Annotated in this window: 17 protein-coding genes and 1 tRNA gene; 12 read left to right on the top strand and 6 right to left on the bottom strand. The window is 64.2% G+C overall.

Going from position 1 to position 21,685, the window contains the following annotated elements; all coding sequences use genetic code 11:
- The first annotated feature begins 90 nt into the window (after nucleotides 1–90).
- From ACTJK4_RS08040 to ACTJK4_RS08050, 3 genes are all read left to right on the top strand, one after another.
- Entirely contained in the window at nucleotides 91–2,436 is a 2,346-nt protein-coding gene (locus ACTJK4_RS08040; protein ID WP_232040705.1) for a DNA translocase FtsK, read from the top strand.
- A 98-nt stretch (nucleotides 2,437–2,534) separates the two neighbouring features.
- Nucleotides 2,535–3,182, top strand: a complete 648-nt coding sequence (lolA, locus tag ACTJK4_RS08045) for an outer membrane lipoprotein chaperone LolA (protein WP_440076131.1) — start codon at nucleotides 2,535–2,537, stop codon at nucleotides 3,180–3,182.
- A 46-nt stretch (nucleotides 3,183–3,228) separates the two neighbouring features.
- A complete protein-coding gene (locus ACTJK4_RS08050) occupies nucleotides 3,229–3,654 on the top strand; it encodes a hypothetical protein (protein WP_440817341.1) in 426 nt (141 codons plus the stop codon).
- A 16-nt stretch (nucleotides 3,655–3,670) separates the two neighbouring features.
- Here the strand turns inward: ACTJK4_RS08050 and ACTJK4_RS08055 are convergent, their stop codons facing one another.
- Nucleotides 3,671–4,567 (bottom strand): LysR family transcriptional regulator, encoded by an 897-nt coding sequence (locus ACTJK4_RS08055; protein WP_440076130.1) that lies wholly within the window; start codon nucleotides 4,565–4,567, stop codon nucleotides 3,671–3,673.
- Nucleotides 4,568–4,700: 133 nt separating this feature from the next.
- On the opposite strand from ACTJK4_RS08055, the gene speB reads away from it, so the two are divergent.
- The 5 genes from speB to ACTJK4_RS08080 all read left to right on the top strand — a co-directional run bounded on the left by speB (nucleotide 4,701) and on the right by ACTJK4_RS08080 (nucleotide 9,958).
- Nucleotides 4,701–5,660, top strand: a complete 960-nt coding sequence (gene speB, locus ACTJK4_RS08060; RefSeq protein ID WP_440817344.1) for an agmatinase — start codon at nucleotides 4,701–4,703, stop codon at nucleotides 5,658–5,660.
- A gap of 31 nt (nucleotides 5,661–5,691) precedes the next feature.
- A complete protein-coding gene (locus tag ACTJK4_RS08065; protein ID WP_440817347.1) occupies nucleotides 5,692–6,996 on the top strand; it encodes an MFS transporter in 1,305 nt (434 codons plus the stop codon).
- An 89-nt stretch (nucleotides 6,997–7,085) separates the two neighbouring features.
- Complete coding sequence (locus ACTJK4_RS08070) at nucleotides 7,086–8,393, top strand: replication-associated recombination protein A (RefSeq protein WP_440817611.1); 1,308 nt, start codon at nucleotides 7,086–7,088, stop codon at nucleotides 8,391–8,393.
- Nucleotides 8,394–8,472: 79 nt separating this feature from the next.
- On the top strand, nucleotides 8,473–9,789 hold the full coding sequence (gene serS, locus ACTJK4_RS08075) for a serine--tRNA ligase (protein ID WP_440817349.1): 1,317 nt from the start codon (nucleotides 8,473–8,475) through the stop codon (nucleotides 9,787–9,789).
- Between the two features lie 79 nt (nucleotides 9,790–9,868).
- Nucleotides 9,869–9,958: transfer RNA gene (locus tag ACTJK4_RS08080), tRNA-Ser, on the top strand.
- Nucleotides 9,959–10,048: 90 nt separating this feature from the next.
- On the opposite strand, the gene ACTJK4_RS08085 is transcribed toward ACTJK4_RS08080, so the two are convergent.
- The 5 genes from ACTJK4_RS08085 to ACTJK4_RS08105 all read right to left on the bottom strand — a co-directional run bounded on the left by ACTJK4_RS08085 (nucleotide 10,049) and on the right by ACTJK4_RS08105 (nucleotide 15,227).
- On the bottom strand, nucleotides 10,049–10,960 hold the full coding sequence (locus ACTJK4_RS08085; protein WP_260801952.1) for an acyltransferase: 912 nt from the start codon (nucleotides 10,958–10,960) through the stop codon (nucleotides 10,049–10,051).
- Nucleotides 10,961–11,141: 181 nt separating this feature from the next.
- Nucleotides 11,142–12,272, bottom strand: a complete 1,131-nt coding sequence (locus ACTJK4_RS08090; protein ID WP_440817352.1) for a porin — start codon at nucleotides 12,270–12,272, stop codon at nucleotides 11,142–11,144.
- 261 nt (nucleotides 12,273–12,533) lie between these two features.
- A complete protein-coding gene (locus ACTJK4_RS08095) occupies nucleotides 12,534–13,463 on the bottom strand; it encodes an MBL fold metallo-hydrolase (RefSeq protein ID WP_440817354.1) in 930 nt (309 codons plus the stop codon).
- Nucleotides 13,464–13,503: 40 nt separating this feature from the next.
- Entirely contained in the window at nucleotides 13,504–14,454 is a 951-nt protein-coding gene (locus tag ACTJK4_RS08100) for a quinoprotein relay system zinc metallohydrolase 1 (protein ID WP_440817357.1), read from the bottom strand.
- The gene (locus tag ACTJK4_RS08105; protein ID WP_440817360.1) at nucleotides 14,451–15,227 is read right to left on the bottom strand and encodes a quinoprotein dehydrogenase-associated SoxYZ-like carrier; all 777 of its coding nucleotides are present in this window, start codon (nucleotides 15,225–15,227) and stop codon (nucleotides 14,451–14,453) included. Before ACTJK4_RS08105 ends, ACTJK4_RS08100 begins: the two co-directional genes overlap by 4 nt.
- A 286-nt stretch (nucleotides 15,228–15,513) precedes the next feature.
- On the opposite strand from ACTJK4_RS08105, the gene exaC reads away from it, so the two are divergent.
- From exaC to ACTJK4_RS08125, 4 genes are all read left to right on the top strand, one after another.
- Nucleotides 15,514–17,034 (top strand): acetaldehyde dehydrogenase ExaC, encoded by a 1,521-nt coding sequence (gene exaC / locus ACTJK4_RS08110; protein WP_024972380.1) that lies wholly within the window; start codon nucleotides 15,514–15,516, stop codon nucleotides 17,032–17,034.
- A gap of 257 nt (nucleotides 17,035–17,291) precedes the next feature.
- Entirely contained in the window at nucleotides 17,292–19,913 is a 2,622-nt protein-coding gene (locus tag ACTJK4_RS08115; protein ID WP_440817363.1) for a TonB-dependent receptor, read from the top strand.
- A gap of 19 nt (nucleotides 19,914–19,932) precedes the next feature.
- Nucleotides 19,933–21,006 carry a beta-propeller fold lactonase family protein gene (locus ACTJK4_RS08120; protein ID WP_440817365.1) on the top strand — a complete coding sequence of 358 codons (1,074 nt, stop codon included), beginning with the start codon at nucleotides 19,933–19,935 and terminating at the stop codon, nucleotides 21,004–21,006.
- On the top strand, nucleotides 20,993–21,568 hold the full coding sequence (locus ACTJK4_RS08125) for a cytochrome b (RefSeq protein WP_440817368.1): 576 nt from the start codon (nucleotides 20,993–20,995) through the stop codon (nucleotides 21,566–21,568). Before ACTJK4_RS08120 ends, ACTJK4_RS08125 begins: the two co-directional genes overlap by 14 nt.
- The last annotated feature ends 117 nt before the right edge of the window (nucleotides 21,569–21,685 follow it).

Here is a 21,685-nt window from a genome sequence, read left to right on the forward strand (position 1 = left end):
GCCGCGTTACAATCCTTGCCATCGCATTTGTGCTGTCCCAAGCCGCGTGGCCTTACCCAAGCGGCACATCCGTCTCTCCGCGTCTCCCGCATGGCTCGAGCTTCCACCACTCCGACAACCCGCACCGATCCCTCCGCACTGCCGTCCCGCATTGGCCGGCTGCTGGGGGAGGTCCGCTGGTTCCTGTTGCTGGCGGTGACCATCGCCTTCCTGATCATTCTTCTGTCATACAACCGGGCCGACCCTGGTTTCACCCACGCCAGCCAGGTCGACGAGATCCGCAACCTGGGCGGCCGCGTGGGCGCGTGGCTGGCCGATCTCCTGCTGTTTGTCTTTGGCGCGTCCGCCTACTGGTGGGCGGTGCTGCTTGTGCGCAAGGTCTGGCGCGGCTGGCGCGAGCTGATGTCGGACGAGCGCCTGCCACGCACCTCCATGCCGCGTGTTGACGCCAGTGTCACGTGGATCGGCTTTGCGCTCATCCTGGTTTCCAGCATGGGTCTGGAAGCCATCCGCATGTACTCGCTGCACATGAAGCTGCCGCGTGCGCCCGGGGGTGTGCTGGGCGACGTGATCGGCGGGGCGATGCAGCATTCGCTGGGCTTTACCGGCGGCACGTTGGCGCTGCTGTTCACGTTCCTGGTCGGGCTGTCGCTGTTCTTCCATTTTTCGTGGCTGAACCTGGCCGAGCAGATTGGCGCGGGCGTCGAGATGCTGTTCGTCGGCTTCAAGACGCGCCGCGAAAGCAAACAGGACCGGGCCATTGGTGAGGCAGCCAAGGTCGAGCGCGAAGAAGTGGTCGAAACCCGCCGTGTGCGCATTGAAGAATCGCCGCCGGTGCAGATCGTGCGTCCGACCGCCGTGGTCAAGAGCGAGCGCGTGGAGCGCGAGAAGCAGCAGCCGCTGTTTGTCGATATTCACGATTCCGACCTGCCGCCGCTGGCGCTGCTCGATCCGATCCCGCCGGTTGTGGAAACCGTGAGCGCCGAGACGCTGGAATTCACCTCGCGCCTCATCGAGAAGAAGCTCAAGGATTTTGGCGTGGAAGTGCAGGTGGTGGCGGCCTATCCGGGGCCGGTCATCACGCGCTACGAAATCGAGCCTGCCACGGGCGTGAAGGGCAGCCAGATCGTCAACCTGGCCAAGGACCTGGCGCGTTCGCTGTCGCTGGTGTCGATCCGCGTGGTGGAGACAATTCCGGGCAAGAACTACATGGGTCTGGAGCTGCCGAACCCGAAGCGTCAGGCGGTGCGCCTGTCGGAGATTCTCGGCTCGCAGGTCTACAACGAGAGCGCATCGCAGCTCACGCTGGCACTGGGCAAGGACATCGCCGGCAAGCCGGTGGTGGCCGACTTGGCCAAGATGCCGCACTGCATGGTGGCCGGCACCACGGGTTCCGGTAAGTCGGTCGGCATCAACGCGATGATCCTGTCGCTGCTGTACAAGGCGAAGGCCGACGCGGTGCGCCTGATCCTGATCGACCCGAAGATGCTGGAGCTGAGCATCTACGAAGGCATTCCGCACCTGCTGTGCCCGGTCGTGACCGACATGCGCCAGGCTGGCCACGCGCTCAACTGGGCCGTGGGCGAGATGGAGCGCCGCTACAAGCTCATGAGCAAGATGGGCGTGCGCAACCTGGCGGGCTTCAACAAGAAGATCGAAGAAGCTGCGGCGCGTGAAGAGAAGATTCCTAACCCGTTCAGCCTGACGCCGGACGCGCCGGAGCCGCTCGACAAGCTGCCGATGATCGTCATCGTGATCGACGAACTGGCCGACCTGATGATGGTGGTCGGCAAGAAGGTCGAAGAGCTGATCGCGCGGATTGCCCAGAAGGCGCGTGCCGCCGGTATCCATCTGGTGCTGGCGACGCAGCGTCCGTCGGTGGACGTGATTACGGGCCTGATCAAGGCCAACGTGCCGACGCGGATCGCCTTCCAGGTCAGCAGCAAGATCGACTCGCGCACCATCCTGGACCAGCAGGGCGCCGAAGCGCTGCTGGGCATGGGCGACATGCTGTATCTGGCGCCCGGCACGGGCTTGCCGGTGCGTGTGCACGGCGCGTTCGTCTCAGACGAGGAAGTCCACCGCATCGTCGATAACCTCAAATCGCAAGGCGAGCCGAACTACATCGAGGGCATTCTCGAAGGCGGCGTGGCCGATGGCGAGGGCGGCGGCGATGGTTTTGGCGGCGGCGCGGGACTTGTCGGTGCGGGCGGTGGCGAGGCCGATCCGCTGTACGACCAGGCCGTCGACGTGGTGCTCAAGAATCGCCGCGCGTCGATCTCGCTGGTGCAGCGTCACCTGCGCATCGGTTACAACCGCGCCGCACGCCTGCTCGAAGACATGGAAAAGGCGGGGCTCGTGTCCGCCATGTCAGGCAACGGCAACCGCGAAATCCTGGCGCCCAACCGCAACGGCAACGTCGTCGAAGAGGAATGACGCTGCCCGCATTTGCAGTTACATCGCGTTACCGCGCGGACGGAATGTTCGGGCGCGGCCGGCCACTAACAACAAGATCAACTGAAACCGGGATTCCTATGTTTGTGTTGAAAGCACGTCACCTGATGGCCGCCGGGCTGGTTTCGCTGGCGGCATGGTCCGCCGGCGCCTATGCGGGCGCGGTCGAACAGCTCAACGCCTTCGTGAGCAACGTCAGCACGGCGCGCGGCGAGTTCGTGCAGCGGCAAGTGAAGGGCGGCACCAACGGCAGCCCGCTGCGCGTGGCCGGGACGTCCAATGGCGATTTCGTCTTCTCGCGCCCGGGTCGCTTTGTCTGGCGCTATGTGAAGCCATACGAGCAGCAGCTCTCGGCCGACGGCCAGATGCTCTACATCTTCGACAAGGACCTGAACCAGATCACGGAGCGCAAGCTTGATGCGTCGCTGGGTTCCAGCCCCGCCGCCATCCTGTTCGGCAGCAACGACCTGGCCAAGAATTTCACGCTCAAGGAAGGCGGCACCAAGGACGGCATCGACTGGGTCGAACTCACCCCCAAGGCAAAGGACACCCAGTTCGAGCGCATCGCCATCGGCTTTCGCAGCGGCGAGCTGCAGGGGATGGAGCTGCGCGACGCCTTTGGCAACACCACCCTGCTGACGTTCTCGAACATCCAGAAGAATCCGCAACTGCCGGCCAACGTGTTCCGCTTTACGCCGCCCAAAGGGGCTGACGTCATCAAGCAATGACGCGTGCAGGCCGGCGCCGTTGCTGTCCTCGACAAGGAGACCGACCATGCCTTTGCCGTTCACCACGTCGCTGCACCGTGCAACCGCTGTTGCCGTTGCAGCGTCAGCGGCGGCCGTCTTTGCGGGATGTGCCTCCACCGGTGCGTCCCGTTTTGACGTCGATTCGTTCCTCACCGCGCCAGACACGGTGCTGGCCGAGGCCTTGGTCAACAAGGATTTCCTGCACGCGACCGAGCTGCCCGGTGCCGAGTGCAGCGCATTGGTGAAGGGCCACGCCGGGCAGGTCGTGCCGATTCAGGCGCCGGCTGATCCGCGCCTGCCCGAGGCTTCCGCGCGTCAGCCGTTCGTGGTTCAGCCGCCGGCCAGCGAGAACGTCTGGCTGCTGCTGCGCTCGCCCAACGGTGCGCAATCGTGTCATGGGCCGCTGCCGGCCAAGGCGTTCATGGGGCTGGTGCAGCGGGCATCGAACTGACGGATTGCCCGCCTTTTCAGGCGTGGGCCGCTTTCATGTCGGCAATGAAGGCGGCCAGCAGATCATTGCGCCGGGCGTCGCGGCGCACCGCCATGTCAAACGGCACCTCGTAGCGCATGGCTGCAGGTGCCAACGGCGTCAGTAGGCCTTGGGCTACATAGGGCGCCGCAAAGTGCTCTGGCAGGTAGCCTAGGTGCCGGCCCGAAAGCACCAGCATTGCCACCGCTTCCATGTTGTCTGCCACCGCAGTCACCGGCCGCTCGGCCGGCGATCCCGCCGCTTCGGGCAGCGGATAGCTGCGCCACGCCCACGCGTGCGCCAGTGCCTGCGCGGGCGTCACGTCCCCAGCCTTGCTGAACAGCGGATGACCACGCCCCGCATACGCAAGCTGCGTCTCGTGGAAGATCGTCGTGTAGTCCAGCGCCGGCACGCGGTGCCAGAAATAGCCGATGGCCATGTGGATTTTGTTGTCCAGCAGCAATCCCTCCAACTCACCGGGCGGCCGTACCGACACCGTGAAATGAACGGATTCATCGCGCTGACGAAAGCGCTCGATGGCCTGGCTGATGCGCGCATTCGCATTCACGGGCGCATGGCCGATCAAGCCGAGATTCAACGTCCCGACCAGTGTGCGGCCCACCTTGCGGGCCTCCGCGCTGAAGACGTCGAGCGCACCCAGTAGCTTGCGTGCGGAATCAACGAACCGTTCTCCGCGCGCGGTGAGCCGGAAGCCGCTGCGGCCACGTTCGCATAGCCGATAGCCGAGTCGCGTCTCGAGTGTGGACAGCTGGGTGCTGATGGTCGATTGCCCCACGTTCAGCGTTGCCTGGGCAGGGGTGATGCCGCCCGCGTCAACCACGGCGAGAAACACGCGGATCAGTCGCAGATCAAGATCGGAAGGTTGTCCCAGCACGGCGGTGAATACATCGATTGAAATCGATGTTTAAGTCGGAGATTTCGCATTCTACGCACGAAATCCATCGGCAAAAATACAGTCTATAACCACTCATTACATCGCCTGAAGACGATGTGATACTTCGACTGCCATGAGCGACTGCGCCAACCTCTTTCAGCCCGCCTCGGGCAATGCCATGCCGCGCTTTGGCGGTATTGCCACCATGATGCGGCTGCCCGCCGCAGCGTCATCGGCGGGGCTGGACGCCTGCTTTGTCGGTGTGCCGTTCGACCTGGGCACGTCCAATCGCAACGGCGCGCGGCTGGGGCCACGGCAGATCCGAGCAGAATCCGTCCTCCTGCGGCCGTACAACATGGCCACGCGCGCCGCGCCGTTCGACTCGCTGCGCGTGGCCGACATCGGCGACGTGCCGACCAACCCATACAACCTGCATGACTCGATCGCGCGCATCGAGGCGGCTTACCGGGAGATCATCGCCGGCGGGTGCCGGCCGATCGGCCTGGGCGGCGATCACACCATCACGCTGCCCATCCTGCGCGCCATGCATGCCAAATACGGCCGCATTGGCCTGATCCACGTCGATGCGCATGCCGACGTCAACGACACCATGTTCGGCGAGAAGATCGCGCACGGCACGCCATTTCGCCGCGCGGTGGAAGAAGGCCTCCTCGATTGCAACCGCGTGGTGCAGATCGGGCTGCGCGGGACCGGCTACGAGGCCGAAGATTTCGACTGGTGCCGTGAACAGGGCTTTCGCGTGGTAACGGCCGAGGAATGCTGGCACCGATCGCTCGTGCCGCTCATGGAAGAGGTGCGCGCTCGCGTGCAGGGCGGCCCGGTCTACATCAGTTTCGACATCGACGGTATCGACCCCTCCTATGCGCCGGGTACCGGCACGCCGGAGATTGGCGGCCTGACCGTGCCGCAAGCGCTGGAGATCGTGCGCGGCGCACGCGGTCTCGACATCGTCGGTGCAGATCTCGTCGAGGTGTCCCCGCCGTATGACCCGTTCGGGACGACGGCGCTGCTCGGTGCCAACCTCGCGTTCGAGATGCTGTGCGTGCTGCCGGGCGTCGAATACCGCGCCTGACGCGATACCCATAAAAACGGAGAGGAGACCCATGCAGACAACGCAATCGACGGCCCAGCCGCGCCGTGCGGCGATGGCATCGTTCATCGGTACCACGATCGAGTGGTACGACTTCTACAGCTACGCCACGGCGGCGGCGCTTGTCTTCGGGCCGCTGTTCTTCCCGGGAGAGAACCGCTTGCTCGGGCTGCTGGCCTCGTTCGGCTCGTTCGCCATCGGATTTCTTGCCCGGCCCATCGGCGGCGTGCTGTTCGGCCGCATTGGCGACAAGCTCGGCCGCAAGCGCGCGCTCATGGGCACGCTCACCCTCATGGCCGTCGCCACCGTGCTGATCGGTTGTCTGCCCACCTATGCGCAGGCCGGGTGGATTGCGCCGGTCGCGCTGGTGGCGTTGCGTGTGCTGCAAGGCATTGCCGTGGGTGGCGAGTGGGGCGGCGCTGTGCTGCTGGCCGGCGAGCATGCGCCGAAGGGCAGGCGCACGTTCTTCGCGTCGTTCGCGCAGCTTGGTAGCGCCGGTGGCCTGATCCTCTCGATGCTGGCCTTTTCCGTCGTTAGCCGGCTCGAGCCGGAGGCCTTCATGGCATGGGGCTGGCGCCTGCCATTCCTGGCGAGTGCCGTGCTGCTGGCTGTGGGCTTTGTGATCCGCATGTCGGTCAATGAATCGCCGGAGTTCGAGGCGATGCAGGCCTCCGGCGACGTGGCGAAGCAGCCGCTGGCGGAGGCCCTCAAGGCATGGCCGCTGATCGCGCTGGCCATTGGCGCCAACGTGTACGGCATCGCTGGCGTCTACTTCAGCAACATCTTCATGATTTCGTATGCCACGCAGTATCTGCAGCTCAGTCGCGCGATGATTCTCGACTGCATGTTCTGGGTGGCCGTGCTGCAGTTCTTCGTGCAGCTCGGCGCAGCCACGCTGGCCGACCGTTTCGGGGCGCGCCGCATGCTGGTCGTTCTCGCTGCCTTCGCGGTGGTCGTACCGTTCATCATGCTTCCACTGGTCCGCATGGGCGAGGCGCATACCGTGTTTGCAGGGGTGGCCATCGCCACGCTGGCCGAGTCCGGCTATTACGCGATCATTGCGGGCTTTGTCAGCGGCATGTTTGCGGCGCGCATCCGCTATACGGCGATCTCATTGTCGTATCAAGTCTGCGGCGCATTTGCTGGCGGCCTGACACCGCTGCTTGCCACGGTGCTTGCAGATCGCTTCTTCCCACTGTGGTGGCCCATGGCGGTTTTCTATGCCAGCTTTGCGGCGCTGTCTCTGGTGTGCGTTGTGTGGATCGGCCGGGCCCGACCGATCGCCGGGGAATCGGCATTGGACGCACGCGCAGCCTGATCCGCCGTGGAAACCGGTCGGCCGGCGGATTCTGCGACAATCCCCGCATGAACGCTTCCGCATCTCTCTTTCCGGACGCGCCCGCCCACATGCCGCTGGCCGAGCGCCTTCGCCCGCATTCTGTCGACGAAGTGATCGGCCAGCAGCATCTGCTGGGGCCGGGCAAGCCGCTGCGCGTGGCCTTCGCTTCTGGCGAGCCGCATTCGATGATCCTCTGGGGCCCGCCCGGCGTTGGAAAGACCACGCTGGCCCGATTGATGGCCGACGCGTTTGATGCGGAATTCATCGCGCTGTCGGCCGTGCTCTCCGGGGTGAAGGACATTCGCGAGGCCGTCGAGCGCGCAGAGCAGTTCCGCGCCAATGGCCGCCGCACGCTCGTGTTCGTCGACGAAGTTCATCGCTTCAACAAAAGCCAGCAAGACGCATTTCTACCGCACGTCGAAAGCGGGCTGTTCACCTTCATCGGCGCGACGACGGAGAACCCCTCGTTCGAGGTGAACGGTGCATTGCTCTCGCGTGCCGCGGTGTATGTGCTCAAGAGCCTGTCTGACGATGAGCTCAAGCAGTTGGCCGAACGGGCGCGCCAGGAGCTGGGCGGATTGGAGTGGGCGTCCGCAGCAGTCGACGCCATCGTCGCCTCCGCCGATGGCGATGGCCGCAAGCTGCTGAACAACATTGAAATCGTCACGCGCGCCGCGCGTTCGCAGGCCGAGGGCGATGCGGTTCCGGTGGTCGACGAGGCACTGCTGGCATCGGCGTTATCGGAAAACCTGCGCCGCTTCGACAAGGGCGGTGACGCCTTCTACGACCAGATCAGTGCGCTGCATAAATCCGTGCGTGGGTCCGATCCGGACGGCGCGCTTTACTGGTTCTGCCGCATGCTCGACGGCGGCGCCGACCCGCGCTATCTCGCACGCCGCATCGTGCGCATGGCGTGGGAAGACATCGGCCTGGCCGATCCGCGCGCCGGGCGCATCACGCTCGACGCGGCGGAGACCTACGAACGCCTGGGTTCGCCGGAAGGCGAGCTGGCGTTGGCCCAGGCGGTGATCTACCTAGCCATCGCACCGAAGTCGAATGCCGGCTACAACGCCTACAACGCCGCGCGCGCCTTCGTCAGCCAGGACAAGTCGCGCAACGTGCCCGTGCATCTGCGCAATGCGCCGACCAAGCTGATGAAAGAACTCGGCTACGGCCACGCCTACCGCTACGCGCATGACGAGCCCGAGGCCTACGCCGCCGGCGAAACCTATTTCCCCGACGATCTGCCCCCGCAGAACTGGTACGTGCCGACGCCGCGTGGCCTGGAAGGCAAGATTGGCGAGAAGCTGCGGCACCTCCGCGACCTGGATGCGCTGTGGCATGCCGAGCAGGACAAATCCTCCCGCAACAAATAGGCCCCACGGGCCGGTACGATAAAATCGGCGTTTTCGATCGTTCAGATCACTCGCCATCTTCGGTTTCTTTTTTCCCACCATGCTTGATATCCAACTGCTGCGCAAAGACATCGACGCCGTCGCCGCGCGCCTCAAAGATCGTGGCTACGTGCTCGACGTGGCCGGCTTTGCCGCGCTTGAAGCGGAGCGCAAGGCCATCCAGACCCGCACCGAAGAGCTGCAGGCTCGCCGCAACAGCCTGTCCAAGCAAATCGGCATGCTCAAGGGCAAGGGCGAGGATGCATCTGGCGTGATGGCTGAGGTGTCGGGCATCGGCGACGAGCTGAAGGCGTCTGCCGCGCAACTCGACGTGGTACAGGCCAAGATGCAGGACCTGATGCTGTCGATCCCGAACCTGCCGCACGAAAGCGTGCCGGCCGGCCGCGATGAAACGCAGAACGTGGAAGTGCGTCGCGAAGGCACGCCGCGCGCATTCGACTTTCCGGTGAAGGACCACGTGGACCTGGGCGCCGCATTGGGGCTGGATTTTGATGCGGGCGCCAAGCTGTCGGGTGCGCGGTTCACTGTCCTGAAGGGGCAGGTGGCGCGTCTGCATCGTGCGCTCGCGCAGTTCATGCTCGACACGCACACGCTTGAGCACGGCTACACCGAGGCGTACGTGCCGTACATCGTCAACGCCGCGTCGATGCGTGGCACCGGCCAGTTGCCGAAGTTCGAGGAAGACCTGTTCCGCGTGCCGCGCAAGATGGGGCACAGCGCCGAAGGGGAAGACGGCGAGCGTGTCGAGAACTTCTACCTGATCCCGACCGCAGAGGTGCCGCTGACAAACCTCGTGCGCGATGAGATCGTTGCTGCGGACGCCTTGCCGATGATGTTTGCGGCGCATTCGCCGTGCTTCCGTTCGGAGGCCGGTTCGTACGGCAAGGACACGCGCGGCATGATCCGCCAGCACCAGTTCGACAAGGTCGAGATGGTGCAGATCGTGCAGCCCGAGGCCTCGGCCGCCGCGCTGGACGCCATGACCAACTGCGCCGAGAACATCCTGCGCAAGCTGGAGCTGCCGTTCCGCACCGTCGTGCTGTGTACGGGCGACATGGGCTTCGGCAGCACCAAGACGTACGACATCGAGGTGTGGATCCCGGCGCAGAACACGTACCGCGAGATCAGTTCGTGCTCGAACATGGGCGACTTCCAGGCGCGCCGCATGCAAGCGCGTTTCCGCAACGCGCAGGGCAAGCCGGAGCTGGTGCACACGCTCAACGGCTCGGGCCTCGCCGTGGGCCGTACGCTGGTGGCCGTGCTGGAGAACTACCAGAACGCGGATGGCGCGGTCACGGTGCCGACGGTACTGCGCCCGTATCTGGGCGGCCAGGAAGTGCTGAAACCGGCAGTTTGATGAGTTATGCCGACCCCCTTGATCGGGCCGGAAAAACTTTGTTATACTCGCGGTTTCGCGATTCAGCGACCCAGTTACCGGAGAGGTGGCAGAGTGGTCGAATGTACCTGACTCGAAATCAGGCGTACCGGCGACGGTACCGTGGGTTCGAATCCCACCCTCTCCGCCAGCAGTAGCAAAAGCCCCTTGGTTTTACGACCAAGGGGCTTTTTGTTTGGCGTCTAGATTTCGTCTGGGGAAACGGCGTCGCCACCGGCGGTCACGCCGCGCGGCCGGCCGCCCGGGCCAACATGTTTTCGATCTGCTGGTCCTTCTCTTCCCAGAGCTGGGCGAGCCAGCGGTGGAAATCGCTACGGAAGGCGGCGTCGGTGCTGTAGTCGTGCGTGCAGAAATCCGGCGGGATCGGCAGCTCGCGAATATGCACCATCACTCGGCCGGCCGTGCCGCAGGCCAACTGCCAGAAGCTCGGTGTGCCGTCCGGATAGGCAATGCTGATATCGAGCAGCGACTGGAACCTTCCGCCCATGGCGTTGAGCGTCAACGCCAGGGCGCCGGCCTTCGGCTTGAGCAAATGGCGATAGGGGGACGACTGCGTCCGGTGCTTTGCCGGCGTGTACCGCGTGCCTTCGGCAAAGTTCATGACGCTGGTCGGCACATGGGCGAACTTGGCGCACGCGCGACGCGTGGTTTCGCGGTCTTGATTGCGCAGCTCGGGGTGTTTGCGCAGCGCCGCTTTGGAGTGCCGACGCATGAACGGGAAATCCAGCGCCCACCAGGCCAGGCCGATGACCGGCACGTAGATCAACTGCTGCTTGAGGAAGAATTTCAGCAGCGGGATTCGCCGGTTCAACACCCGCTGCAGCACAAAGATGTCCACCCAAGACCGATGGTTGCAGTTGACGAGGTACCAGCCCGCGTAGCGCAGGTTGTCGGCGCCTTCCACGCTCCACGGCTCGCGTTGCAGTACGCCGATCCAGGCATTGTTGCAACCGATCCAGCACGTCGCGACCCAGTTGAGCATGGGGTCGATCCGGCGGCGGACGGCCGCTGCCGGCACCAGCAGCTTGAAGGCCGAGAGCGTGAACAGTGGCACGCTCCAGAACAGCGTGTTCAGGGCCAGCAGGATTGAGCTGAGCATGCCCCGTACAAAGGCAGGCAGGACGCGAATCAAGGCACCTCCAATGAGCGCTGCCGGGTGGCTCCGGCAGACAGGAATCGTGATGTTGACGATACGCGAGCGTAGCGCGGTTCGGCCGGTCCGACCATGCGCTGCGTCAGGATTCACGCTTTGTATCTGAGGGCGAAAAAAAACCCTTGGTTTTGGCCAAGGGTTTTTCCTGCTCAGGACCAGCTCAGAACGAATGCTTCAGCCCCACACCTGCCAGCACCGTCTTGGCGCCCGGCGCCGTGCCGCCTGCAACGATCGACGTCTTGAGGCTCTCCAGCGGGTCGGCCGCGCCCACCGCGCCCGCATTCACGTACACGAGCTGCGCATACAGCGTGGTGCGTTTGGAGAATGCGTAGTCGTTGCTCAGCACGACCGACTTGGTCGAGCTGTCGTGGGCGCTGCTTTCGTACTTGCTGTAGTAGCCGGCCAGCGTGGCGGTATTGGCGGGGCTCCACTTGTAGTCGAGCCCGACGCCGATCGATTTGACGTCCGATACGCGTTGCCCGGTCGGCGCATTGTTGGTCACGCCGATGTAGTTCACCCGGCCCGTGAAGGCATTGAACGGCACGGCCACACCTGCGCTCCACAAGCGGCTGAGGGTCTCGCCTGTGCCGCTGTCCGCGGTTGACTGATAGCCGAGGCCGACTGTGATCGGGCCCGTATACGTGGCACCCAGCGACAGCTCATTGCCGCGCTTGAAGCTACCGGCGGTCTCGCCAAATGAATAGGCAACGCCCAGCCACACCGGGCCGAAGTTGTTGGAGTACTGCAGTGCATTGCCAATGAACACGCCGACGTCGTTGCCGGGGTTGGTGCCAGCGCCCATCGCGTTGCCCGGTGCGGGCAGTTGGTTGTATGCCCAGCCGTACAGATTCGAGAACTGTTCTTTGAAGCCGCGCGCTTCCGTGCCGATCGTGCCGATGAGCGCGGGGCTGTACTGGCGCCCCAGCGTGATCGCGCCCCAGTTGCCGCTGAGTCCAACGTTCGCTTGCCGGCGGAACAGCTCCGAGCTGAAGCCCGGGCCGGTGGTGAGCGTGCCCGTGTCGCTGCTGAAATGCCCTTCGAGGTTGAAGTTGGCCTTCATGCCGCTGCCCAGGTCTTCCGATCCCTTGAGGCCCCAGATGCTTGGGCTGATGCCGCCCGAATGCATTTCCGTGATGCTGCCGCCGGCTGCGCTGCGGTTTTGATACTGGAGTCCGGCATCGACTGTGCCGTAGATCGTGACCGACGATTGTGCGATGGCGCCGCTCGCTGCGCAGCCGAGGGCGGCAGCAAGGGCGGTCAGTACGCAGGGTCGAAGGCGTGTGTTCTGCATGTTGTCTCCGTATTGTCGTTGTGTGATGCGTCTATGGAATTGGCTCGGACGCATGCGGTGTTGGCGCCAAACACGCGGGGCGCGCGCTCAACGTCGGCGGGACTTTGCAATATGCGTACCACGACGTTCGCTGCGCATTGCACGGAGTTGCAGTCCGTTGCTTAACGTTTGCGGATGCCCGCGGCTGTGTGTGTGATGTGGCGTGGCGGGACAGTTGATGCAACACATGTCCGCTCTCTGTTGCGCAGTGGAGCAGGTGTGTCAGACCTTGGGCGCGCTTTGCATCCAGCGATCTTCGAGCTCGCGCCATGCACGTCCGACGTTCAGCGCATGGCGGGGGTCGAAGTTGCGCCAGTCGCGATAGGCGTCGCCCGGGACGTACGCGAGCGCGCGAGCTGCATCGCCACCGGCTTCAATCGCGCGTGTGATCGCGCTGTCCAGCATGTCGAGATAGGCGAGCGTCGGTTCCAGCATCTGCGCCGGTGTGCCGATGGCGGTGCCGACGACGATGGTGGCGGGCAATTGAACGAGCGCCTGCAATGCTTGACGCCAGCCGATCAGCGAGCCGTCCTGCAGGTCTGGAATGCGCTGCCGATATGCCAGGCCACCGGTGCACAGCACGCCGCGCTGCGGCGCGTACAGCACCGTGTCGGAAGCGCTGTGCGCAGCCGTACAGACGTGGACTTGCCACGCTGTCTTGCCGGTGTGCAGCCAGTCGCCATCGCGCAATGCGGGCTCGGGATAGACGATCTGCGTTGCGTGCATGACGCGCGCACCCAGCAGGGCGGTCAGCCGGGCCAAACAGGTTTCGCATCGCCGGCGCATCAGGTCGGCGGTGGCGGCCGATGCCAGGAACGCAGGGCGTGGCTGCAGTTGTGCGAACGCCGCGTTGGCGAGCACGTGCTCCGGGTGCGCGTGCGTGTTGACCACCCAGCGGATGGGTTCGGCCGTGATGTGCCGGATGGCCGCGATCAGATGGTGTCCCCATCGCGCGTGCGGGCCCGGGTCCACCACGAGAACGCCGTTGCCGGTCGTGTGTACCAGCGTGGGTACGACTTCTCCGGCATTCGCTCGCGAGGCTTCTGCGTTGACGGCGCGCGCAGCATACAGGCCATCCTGCAGGCGCAACAGCGTAACGCGAGCGGGTGTCGCAGACGCCGTCGGCGCCGGATTGATCAGGGTCGCGAGCATGATGCGCATCCAGCGTCGCCGCGCGGGGTCTGGCGCCATGTCAGGGCGCCAGCGCGGCGTTCTCGTAGCGTGGGTAGAAGCGGGTCACGTTGCGCACGTACTCCGCGGGCATTCCGCCCCATTGCGCGTAGGGCGCGTCTACCGGCATGGCAATCACCTCTGCCAGGTCTCGTCCTTCTGCGGCCGCGCGGCGCATGCGTGCCTCGAGCCACTGCAGGTACTGGCGTGTCTGCGCGATGGCATCGGCCTTGCCGAGCGCGGGCCCGTGGCTGGGGATCAACACGCGCGCTCCGCTGTCGGCAACGATCTTCTGCAACGCGTCCAGGCTGGCCAGCCAAGGCGCAATGTTGGCGTGCGGTGTCGTGGGAATCCGGTCTCGAAAGGCAAGGCCGCCGGCGAAGACGACACCGCTGGTCCGGTCCACGAGGACGAGATCGTCATCGGTATGCCCGTTCAGCCGAATCAGGTCGATGCGGTGGCTCCCCATGGTGCGTGTGCCGGGCGTCAATGGGACGCCGGGCGGTGTGGATACGGTGTTCTGCATCCACGCGCCGCAGATGCGGTAGAGATTGTCGGCATAGGCCGCGCCTTCGCGTTGCGCACCGGCAATGGTGCCGGGCAGCGCCTGGGGGCCGACATCCGCATAGGCCTGGTTGCCGAAGAAGTAGTCGGGGTGCAGGTTGAGGTTGAACACCCAGCGCACCGGCGCCGAGGTGACCGTGCGGATGGCCTGGCGCTGCTGTTCGCCGTACAGCAGTGACGGCCCTGTGTTGATGACGAGCACGCCGTCGCCGGTATCAATAAAGGCGGTATTGATGATGTTGCAGCCGTTGCGCGCAGAGAAATCCGCGTTGGCGCCTTCGAGCACCCAGACGTCTGGGGCAACCGCCTGCGGTACGAGGTGGTAATCGGGGCGCTCTGCCCGTGCGATGGCAGTCCACATTGCCAGGCACAGCAGCAGGAGCCCCAACCGTTGGTGGCGTCGGCTCATCGTGTCACCTGTGCGCGGATGCGGTTGCCGTTGTTGTCGACGCCGGCCACGCTGATGCCGTGTTCAACGGGGCCATCCAGATCGAACGAGAAGATCGGATTCGCGGCCACGGGTTCGTACAGCGCCAGTTCAAGCATGGGCTGACGCCGGGCATCGAGCAGGTTGAGCTGCTCGATATGGAAGGACGGGATGCCCGCCACCAAGCCCGTGTCCATCGGATGCATCACGCGCAGGCGGATGCGGCTGCCTGCACCGTTGAAGCCCGGAAACACGCGCGACTCCACTTGGTTCAGCGTGGTGCTCCACGTGGAGTTCTGGCGGGTGGCTCCGGGCAGCGTGCAGCCGCCGCCGGTGGCGTCCACCTGCAAGGTGCCGACATGCCACACACCGTCCTGCGTACGCGCCGCCACGCGCACCGCAGAGGCCTCCTGCAGCTTGAACCGGAACGACAGGGCCGGGCGCACGCGCATCGGCGCGAACTCCAGCACCTTGCGGATGGGGTTGCGGTCGACCACGACGACGATGCGCTCCACCTTGCCGAGCGCCGACGCGTCAAACGCAATCGGCACCTGCATCGGGTCTTCCGCAAATGCGGGGCCAGTGATCCTGATGCGGTTGTCGAACGTTGTTGGCGCCGCGCCAAAAACCTCCTGCTGAATCGTCGGCCAGAGCGGCGAGCCTGCCGGGTCAATGTTCGTATCGGCGCGGGCCGGCCAGGACAGGCACGCAACGGCCAACGCGGCAGCGGCAGCATGGAGTGAGGCCGTTCTCATCGTGTGCCTTGCAAGGTTCAGATGAACGGCCCGTGTTGCGAAAGTCATGCCATGCCCGCCGTGGGTCCGCATGCGCGTCCCGCGGCTGTTCAGGTGATGGGGCGTTGAGCTTTGCAACACCCGTTGTTCCATTCTGGAACAGTCAGGCGAGCCGATCGGCGTGAACGGGCGATTGGGCGTGGATGCAGCATCCACCGCAGGGGATGGCCCGGGTTTTGCAGATGACGAGCGGACACAGCGCAGACAACGACGCTGCGGTCATCACTCAAACATCAGGAGACAACCCATGCGTTACGCTCATCCCGGCACGCCCGGCGCCATCGTTTCGTTCAAGCCGCGCTATGGCAACTTCATCGGTGGCGAATTCGTGTCGCCGGTCAAGGGCCAGTACTTCACCAACACCACCCCGGTGACGGGCGAGGTGATCGGCGAGTTCCCGCGCTCGACCGCTGAAGACATCGACCGCGCGCTCGACGCCGCGCATGCTGCCGCTGACGCCTGGGGGCGCACCTCGGTGCAGGACCGCTCGCTGATCCTGCTGAAGATCGCCGACCGCATCGAGCAGAACCTCGAACTGCTGGCCGTGACCGAAACGTGGGACAACGGCAAGCCCGTGCGTGAAACGCTGAACGCCGACATCCCGCTGGCCGTGGACCACTTCCGCTACTTCGCGGGTTGCATCCGCGCGCAGGAAGGCTCCGCAGCCGAGATCAACGAGCACACCGTGGCGTATCACATCCACGAGCCGCTGGGTGTGGTCGGCCAGATCATCCCGTGGAATTTTCCGCTGCTGATGGCTGCATGGAAGTTGGCGCCCGCCCTGGCCGCCGGCAACTGCGTGGTGCTCAAGCCGGCCGAGCAGACGCCGCTGGGCATCTGCGTGCTGATGGAACTGATTGGCGACCTGCTGCCGGCGGGCGTGCTCAACGTCGTGCATGGCTACGGCAAGGAAGCTGGCGAGGCCCTGGCTACCAGCAAACGCATCGCGAAGATCGCCTTTACGGGCTCGACGCCGGTGGGCTCGCACATCATGAAGTGCGCGGCCGAGAACATCATCCCGTCGACGGTGGAGCTGGGCGGCAAGTCGCCCAACATCTACTTCGAAGACATCATGCAGGCCGAGCCGAGCTTCATCGAAAAGGCTGCCGAAGGCCTGGTGCTGGGCTTCTTCAACCAGGGCGAGGTGTGCACGTGCCCGTCGCGCGCGCTGGTGCAGGAATCCATCTACAGCCGCTTCATGGATGCGGTGATGACCAAGGTGGCCGCCATCAAGCGCGGTGACCCGCTCGACACCGACACGATGGTTGGCGCGCAGGCTTCGGAGCAGCAGTTCTACAAGATCCGTAGCTACCTGGAGATCGCGCAGGAAGAAGGTGCCGAATGCCTGGTCGGCGGCGACGTGGAAGTACTGCCCGGCAATCTGTCGAAGGGCTATTACATCAAGCCGACGCTGCTCAAGGGCGACAACAGCATGCGCGTGTTCCAGGAAGAGATCTTCGGCCCGGTGATTGCCGTGACGACGTTCAAGGATGAAGCGCAGGCCCTGCAGATCGCCAACGACACCGATTTCGGCCTGGGCGCCGGTCTGTGGACGCGCGACATCAACCGCGCGTATCGCGTGGGCCGTGCCATCAAGGCGGGGCGCGTGTGGACGAACTGCTACCACCTGTATCCGGCGCACGCAGCGTTCGGTGGCTACAAGAAGTCGGGCGTGGGCCGCGAGACCCACAAGATGATGCTCGACCACTATCAGCAGACCAAGAACCTGCTGGTGAGCTACGACACCAAGCCGCTCGGCTTCTTCTGATGGTGTAGCAGGACGGCTGGCGCATGGTCATCGACACCCGTGCGCCAGCCGCTGACCTACGAGGCAAAGACCCCGCAGGCGAAAAAAGAAGAGGAGACATGGCCATGCGCCCACACATGCACTGCCGCAACGCGCGCAGGTGTCTGCCCCATTGCCGCTGATTCCCTGAGGGGAATCGCCATCACCACGTCTGTTTCTGAAGATGCGCCATTGACGCACTCGGGCCCGGCGAGCGTGAAACACCAGGGAGACACTCCGTGCATTCGAATACCAGCCGTTCGGGCAAGGACGTCAGCCGTCTGCGCAACGCCGCGCCGCGTCTGGCCGGCGGGGTAGCGGCGCTCGCTGCCGCGGGCCTGTGCTCGCCGGCGTTTGCCGAGGACCCGATCATTGCGGTGGCGTTGCCTACCGCCCAGGTCGTCGGCTCGACCCCGATCGACAGCATTGGCGTGCCCTTGTCTCAGTTTCCTGCCAATGCCCAGCGCGTCAGCGCAACCGATGCCCGCGAGCAACGCAGTTCGAACCTGGCCGACCTGCTGAACGACAACCTCGGTCAAGTCAGCATCAGCAATGGGGCGGGCAATCCGTACCAGAACGACATCAACTACCGCGGGTTTCAGGTGTCTTCGCTGCTGGGCGTGCCCATTGGCGTGTCGGTCTACTTTGATGGCGTGCGGATGAACGAGCCCTTTGGCTCCATCGTCAACTGGGACCTCATTCCCATGAACGCGATGTCCAGCGTCAACATCCTGCCGGGATCGAACCCGATGTTCGGCCTCAATACCCTGGGCGGCGCGCTGGTCGTCAACACCAAGAACGGCAAGGACAACGCCGGCACGTCGATCGAGGCGCTGGGTGGATCGTTTGGCCGCCGCGCGCTGAGCTTCGAGACTGGGGTCGTCGACAAGGCCCACAGCACCGATTACTTCGTCGCCGGCAACATCGACCGGCAAGACGGCTTTCGGGACCACTCGGGTTCCAACGTCAAGCAGCTGTACGGAAAGGCGCGGTGGCACGGCAACGATGGCGCTACCCAGTTGGAGCTGTCGGCTGCACTCGCAGATACTTCGCTGAGCGGCACGCAGTCGTTGCCGATGGACATGATGGCGAACCGCAGCGCGGCCTATACGTGGCCCGACACCATCTCAAACCGGATGGCGCTGCTGAACCTGAAGGGCAGCCATTGGTTGAATGACACCAACCAACTGGCTGGCAGCGTCTACTACCGCAAGGCGAACCTTCACAACGTCAACAGCAACGCGCAGCTCGACGATGGCTGCTTCAACGACGACGGATCGCTGGCAACGACCACCGCAGGTGGCATTACTACTTACAAATGCGCGAACAAGGCGCCCAACGGTACGGCAGTGAATGCCGTGACCGGTGCGAATGCGTTGGCGCTCGGCTACGGCCGCTGGACCAACGCGATCAACACCAGCGTTGTCGATTCCGCCACGCATGAGGACACGTTGGGCACCTCCCTGCAGTGGTCGAACTTCAGCCAGCTGGCGGGACGCAACAACACGTTCACCTTGGGTGGTGCGTTCGACCATTCGCGCATCACGTATGACCAGACCACGTATCTGGCACGGTTGATCAACTATCAGGCGGTGGTGACTCCCAATCAGGCGTACGGATTCACCACCAATGGATTGGCACCGTCGGCATCGAACCCGGCATTCTTCACGGGCAGCAACGTGATCGGCGCGGTCAGCCTGTCGTCCAACGTCAACAACTTCAGCGCGTATTTCACCGATACGTTGAGCGTGACGGAAAAGCTGAGCGTGACGGCATCCGGAAGCTTCAACTACACCACGCTCAACCAGGGCGGCGCCAATAACAAATACCTGAACGGAGACGGCGGTTCCTCCTGGACGGACGAAGTCTCGGGCGTGTCGTACTACAACCCCGGCTACGCAAACGCCTATCGGTATTTGAACTCCGGTTCGGGCGCAGCCTCCGCTCCGAACGGTATCCCGGCAGGAGCGGTGGCCGGGCCAGAAACCAACAGCCTGGCCGGGTCGCACCACTACCACCGGTTCAACCCGGCACTCGGGTTCAACTACGACCTGGGTTCGGGGCAGGGCATCTTCGGCAGCTACAGCGAATCGATGCGCGCACCAACATCGATCGAGTTGTCCTGCGCAGATCCGAACAGCCCATGCTCGCTGCCCACGGGGTTCAACGGCGATCCGGACCTGAAGGCGGTGATTGCCAAAACCATCGAATTCGGCGGCCGCGGAAAGCTGGGCAAGTCCACCTACTGGAGCGCCTCTGTCTACGACTCGCGGCTGAGCAATGACATCCAGTTCATCGCCACGTCAAACACGTACGGCTACTTCGCCAACGTCGGCAAGACGGAGCGGCGCGGCTTTGAACTAGGTGCCAGCACGAAGATCGACAAGTGGTCGTTGTCAGCCAACTTTGGTTATGTCGACGCGATCTACAAGTCGGCATTCACCACGGCGAGCGGGCAGAACGTGGTCAGCGGCAACAAGATCCCCGGCATCCCCGCGAAGACGCTCAAGCTCGGCGCGTCGTACGCGTTCAGCCCGAACCTGTCGATGGGCGGGAATGTGATCCTGGTCAGCAAGCAGATCGCGCACGGCAACGAAAGCAATGCCGACCCGAACGGCGAGGTGGCCGGCTACGGTCTCGTCAATCTGAACCTGCACTACAAGCCGACGAGGCACCTCGAGATCTCCGCCTACATCAGCAACCTGTTCAACAAGCGTTATTCCACGTACGGCCTGTCTGGCATGCGGAGCATCTACACGCTCGCGACGCAACAGTTCATGACGCCCGCGCCGCCGCGCGCGATCTGGATTGGGCTGACGTATTCGTTTGGAGGCAAGGCCTCCGATGCCGACAAGGACTAGCCCTGCAGACGAGACCATCATGAACACATTGACCTACACCATCCGGATTGCCACGTTGATCTGCGTGGGTCTGGTATCCACCCTCCAGGCGGTTGCCGAGGTGCCGGACCCCGTCGCCTATGTCTCGAATCAGGGTGGCGGTGTGACCGTGCTGAATGCGCGCACGTTCAAACAGGTTGACGAGATTGCCGTAGGCAAGGACCCTCGCGGCCTCGCGGTCACGCCCGAGGGCCGCTGGCTGCTGACGGCCAATCAGGGCAGCGCCGATGTGTCGGTGGTCGATACGGCCACGCGCAAGGAGATCAGACGCATCGCGGTCGGCAGGAATGTCGAGTTCATGCGCATCTCGCCCGACGGCCGCCGAGCGTTCGTCACCTACGAGCCTTCGTCGGAAGGCGGGCCACCGGGAAAGAACGTGCAGGCTGGGAAGGAAGAGAAAGGTGAGAAAGACGAAGCCCCCGCTGAAGTCGCGATCATCGACCTCAACCAGTGGGCCGTGGTGGGCCGCATCAAGGCCGCCCGCGAGACCGAAGCCATCGAGTTTTCACCAGAGGGCAAGCTGCTGCTGGTGGCGAACGAGGGTGACAACACGGTCGGCGTCTATGAGTTGTCCACGCTCAAGCAGATCCGTAGCGTGGATGTTGCGCCGTTCGGCAATCGGCCGCGCGGCATCAAGATCGCGCCGGATGGAAAGACCTATGTGGTGACGCTGGAAAATTCGAACAACCTGTTGCTGCTGGATGCCGCTTTCAAGCCGATAAGGACTGTGCCGACGGGGCAAGGGCCGTACGGCATCGCGTTTGACCGCGAGGGCCGATACCTCTGGGTGGCTGCCAGCCGCGCAGATCAACTGCAGGTGTTCGATGCCCGCACCTTTGCGCCGGTGGCTGCCATTCCGGTGGGCAAGCGTTGCTGGCACTTCAGCTTCACGCCGGGCGACCAGAAGCTGCTGCTGGCCTGCGGCCGCTCGAACACTGTGCAGGTGATCGACCCGCAGAAGCGCGAGGTTGTCGATGCGCTGCCGGGTTACAAGCTGCCCTGGGGCGTGGTGACTTATCCAACCTCGGTGGGCACTCTTGATGCGCCCCGCTGATCGACCCGCCACCGCCCCGGCGCCGGCCTATGCGGGCCTGTCGATCGCTTTGCATTGGGTCAGCGCCTTGCTCCTATGCGGGCTGTTCGCGCTGGGCTACTACATGACGGGTCTGGCCAAGGGCGCGCCCGGAAAGGCCGCCTGGGTGAATCTGCATAAATCGCTCGGCCTGACGGCGGCGCTGGTGATTGCGTGGCGCGTGGCCGTGCGCTTGCGCCGTGCTGCGCCACCTGCGATCCCGGGGCTGCACTGCTGGGAGGCGGAGCTGGCGCGCATCACCCACCGCCTGCTCTACATGTGCATGGTCGTCATGCCGCTGTCGGGTTACCTCGGGTCTTCGTTCAATCAATACGGAACGCGCTTCTGGGGCGTGCCATTGCCGCGCTGGGGTTGGGTCGACAGCGCACTGCAGCACATGTTCTACACGGTGCACAGCACGACGGCCGATCTGCTTCTCTGCTTGGTCGCGCTCCACGTTGCCGGGGTGATCAAGCACCAATGGCTCGATGCACAGCGATGCGTGCAGCGCATGTTGCCGGGCGGGCGCACGCGCGCGCTGTAGGCCACGGGCTTTGCGGGGGCTGCGTTCGTGGCGTTGTTCCATTTCGCAACAGAACACACGATGTGTTGCGGTATGGCACGCAACACCACACTGCAAGTTGCCTGAAACCTCGGTTTT

This window comes from Ralstonia sp. 22111, assembly GCF_052045895.1.
In the GTDB taxonomy this organism is placed as follows: Bacteria; Pseudomonadota; Gammaproteobacteria; order Burkholderiales; family Burkholderiaceae; genus Ralstonia; species Ralstonia wenshanensis.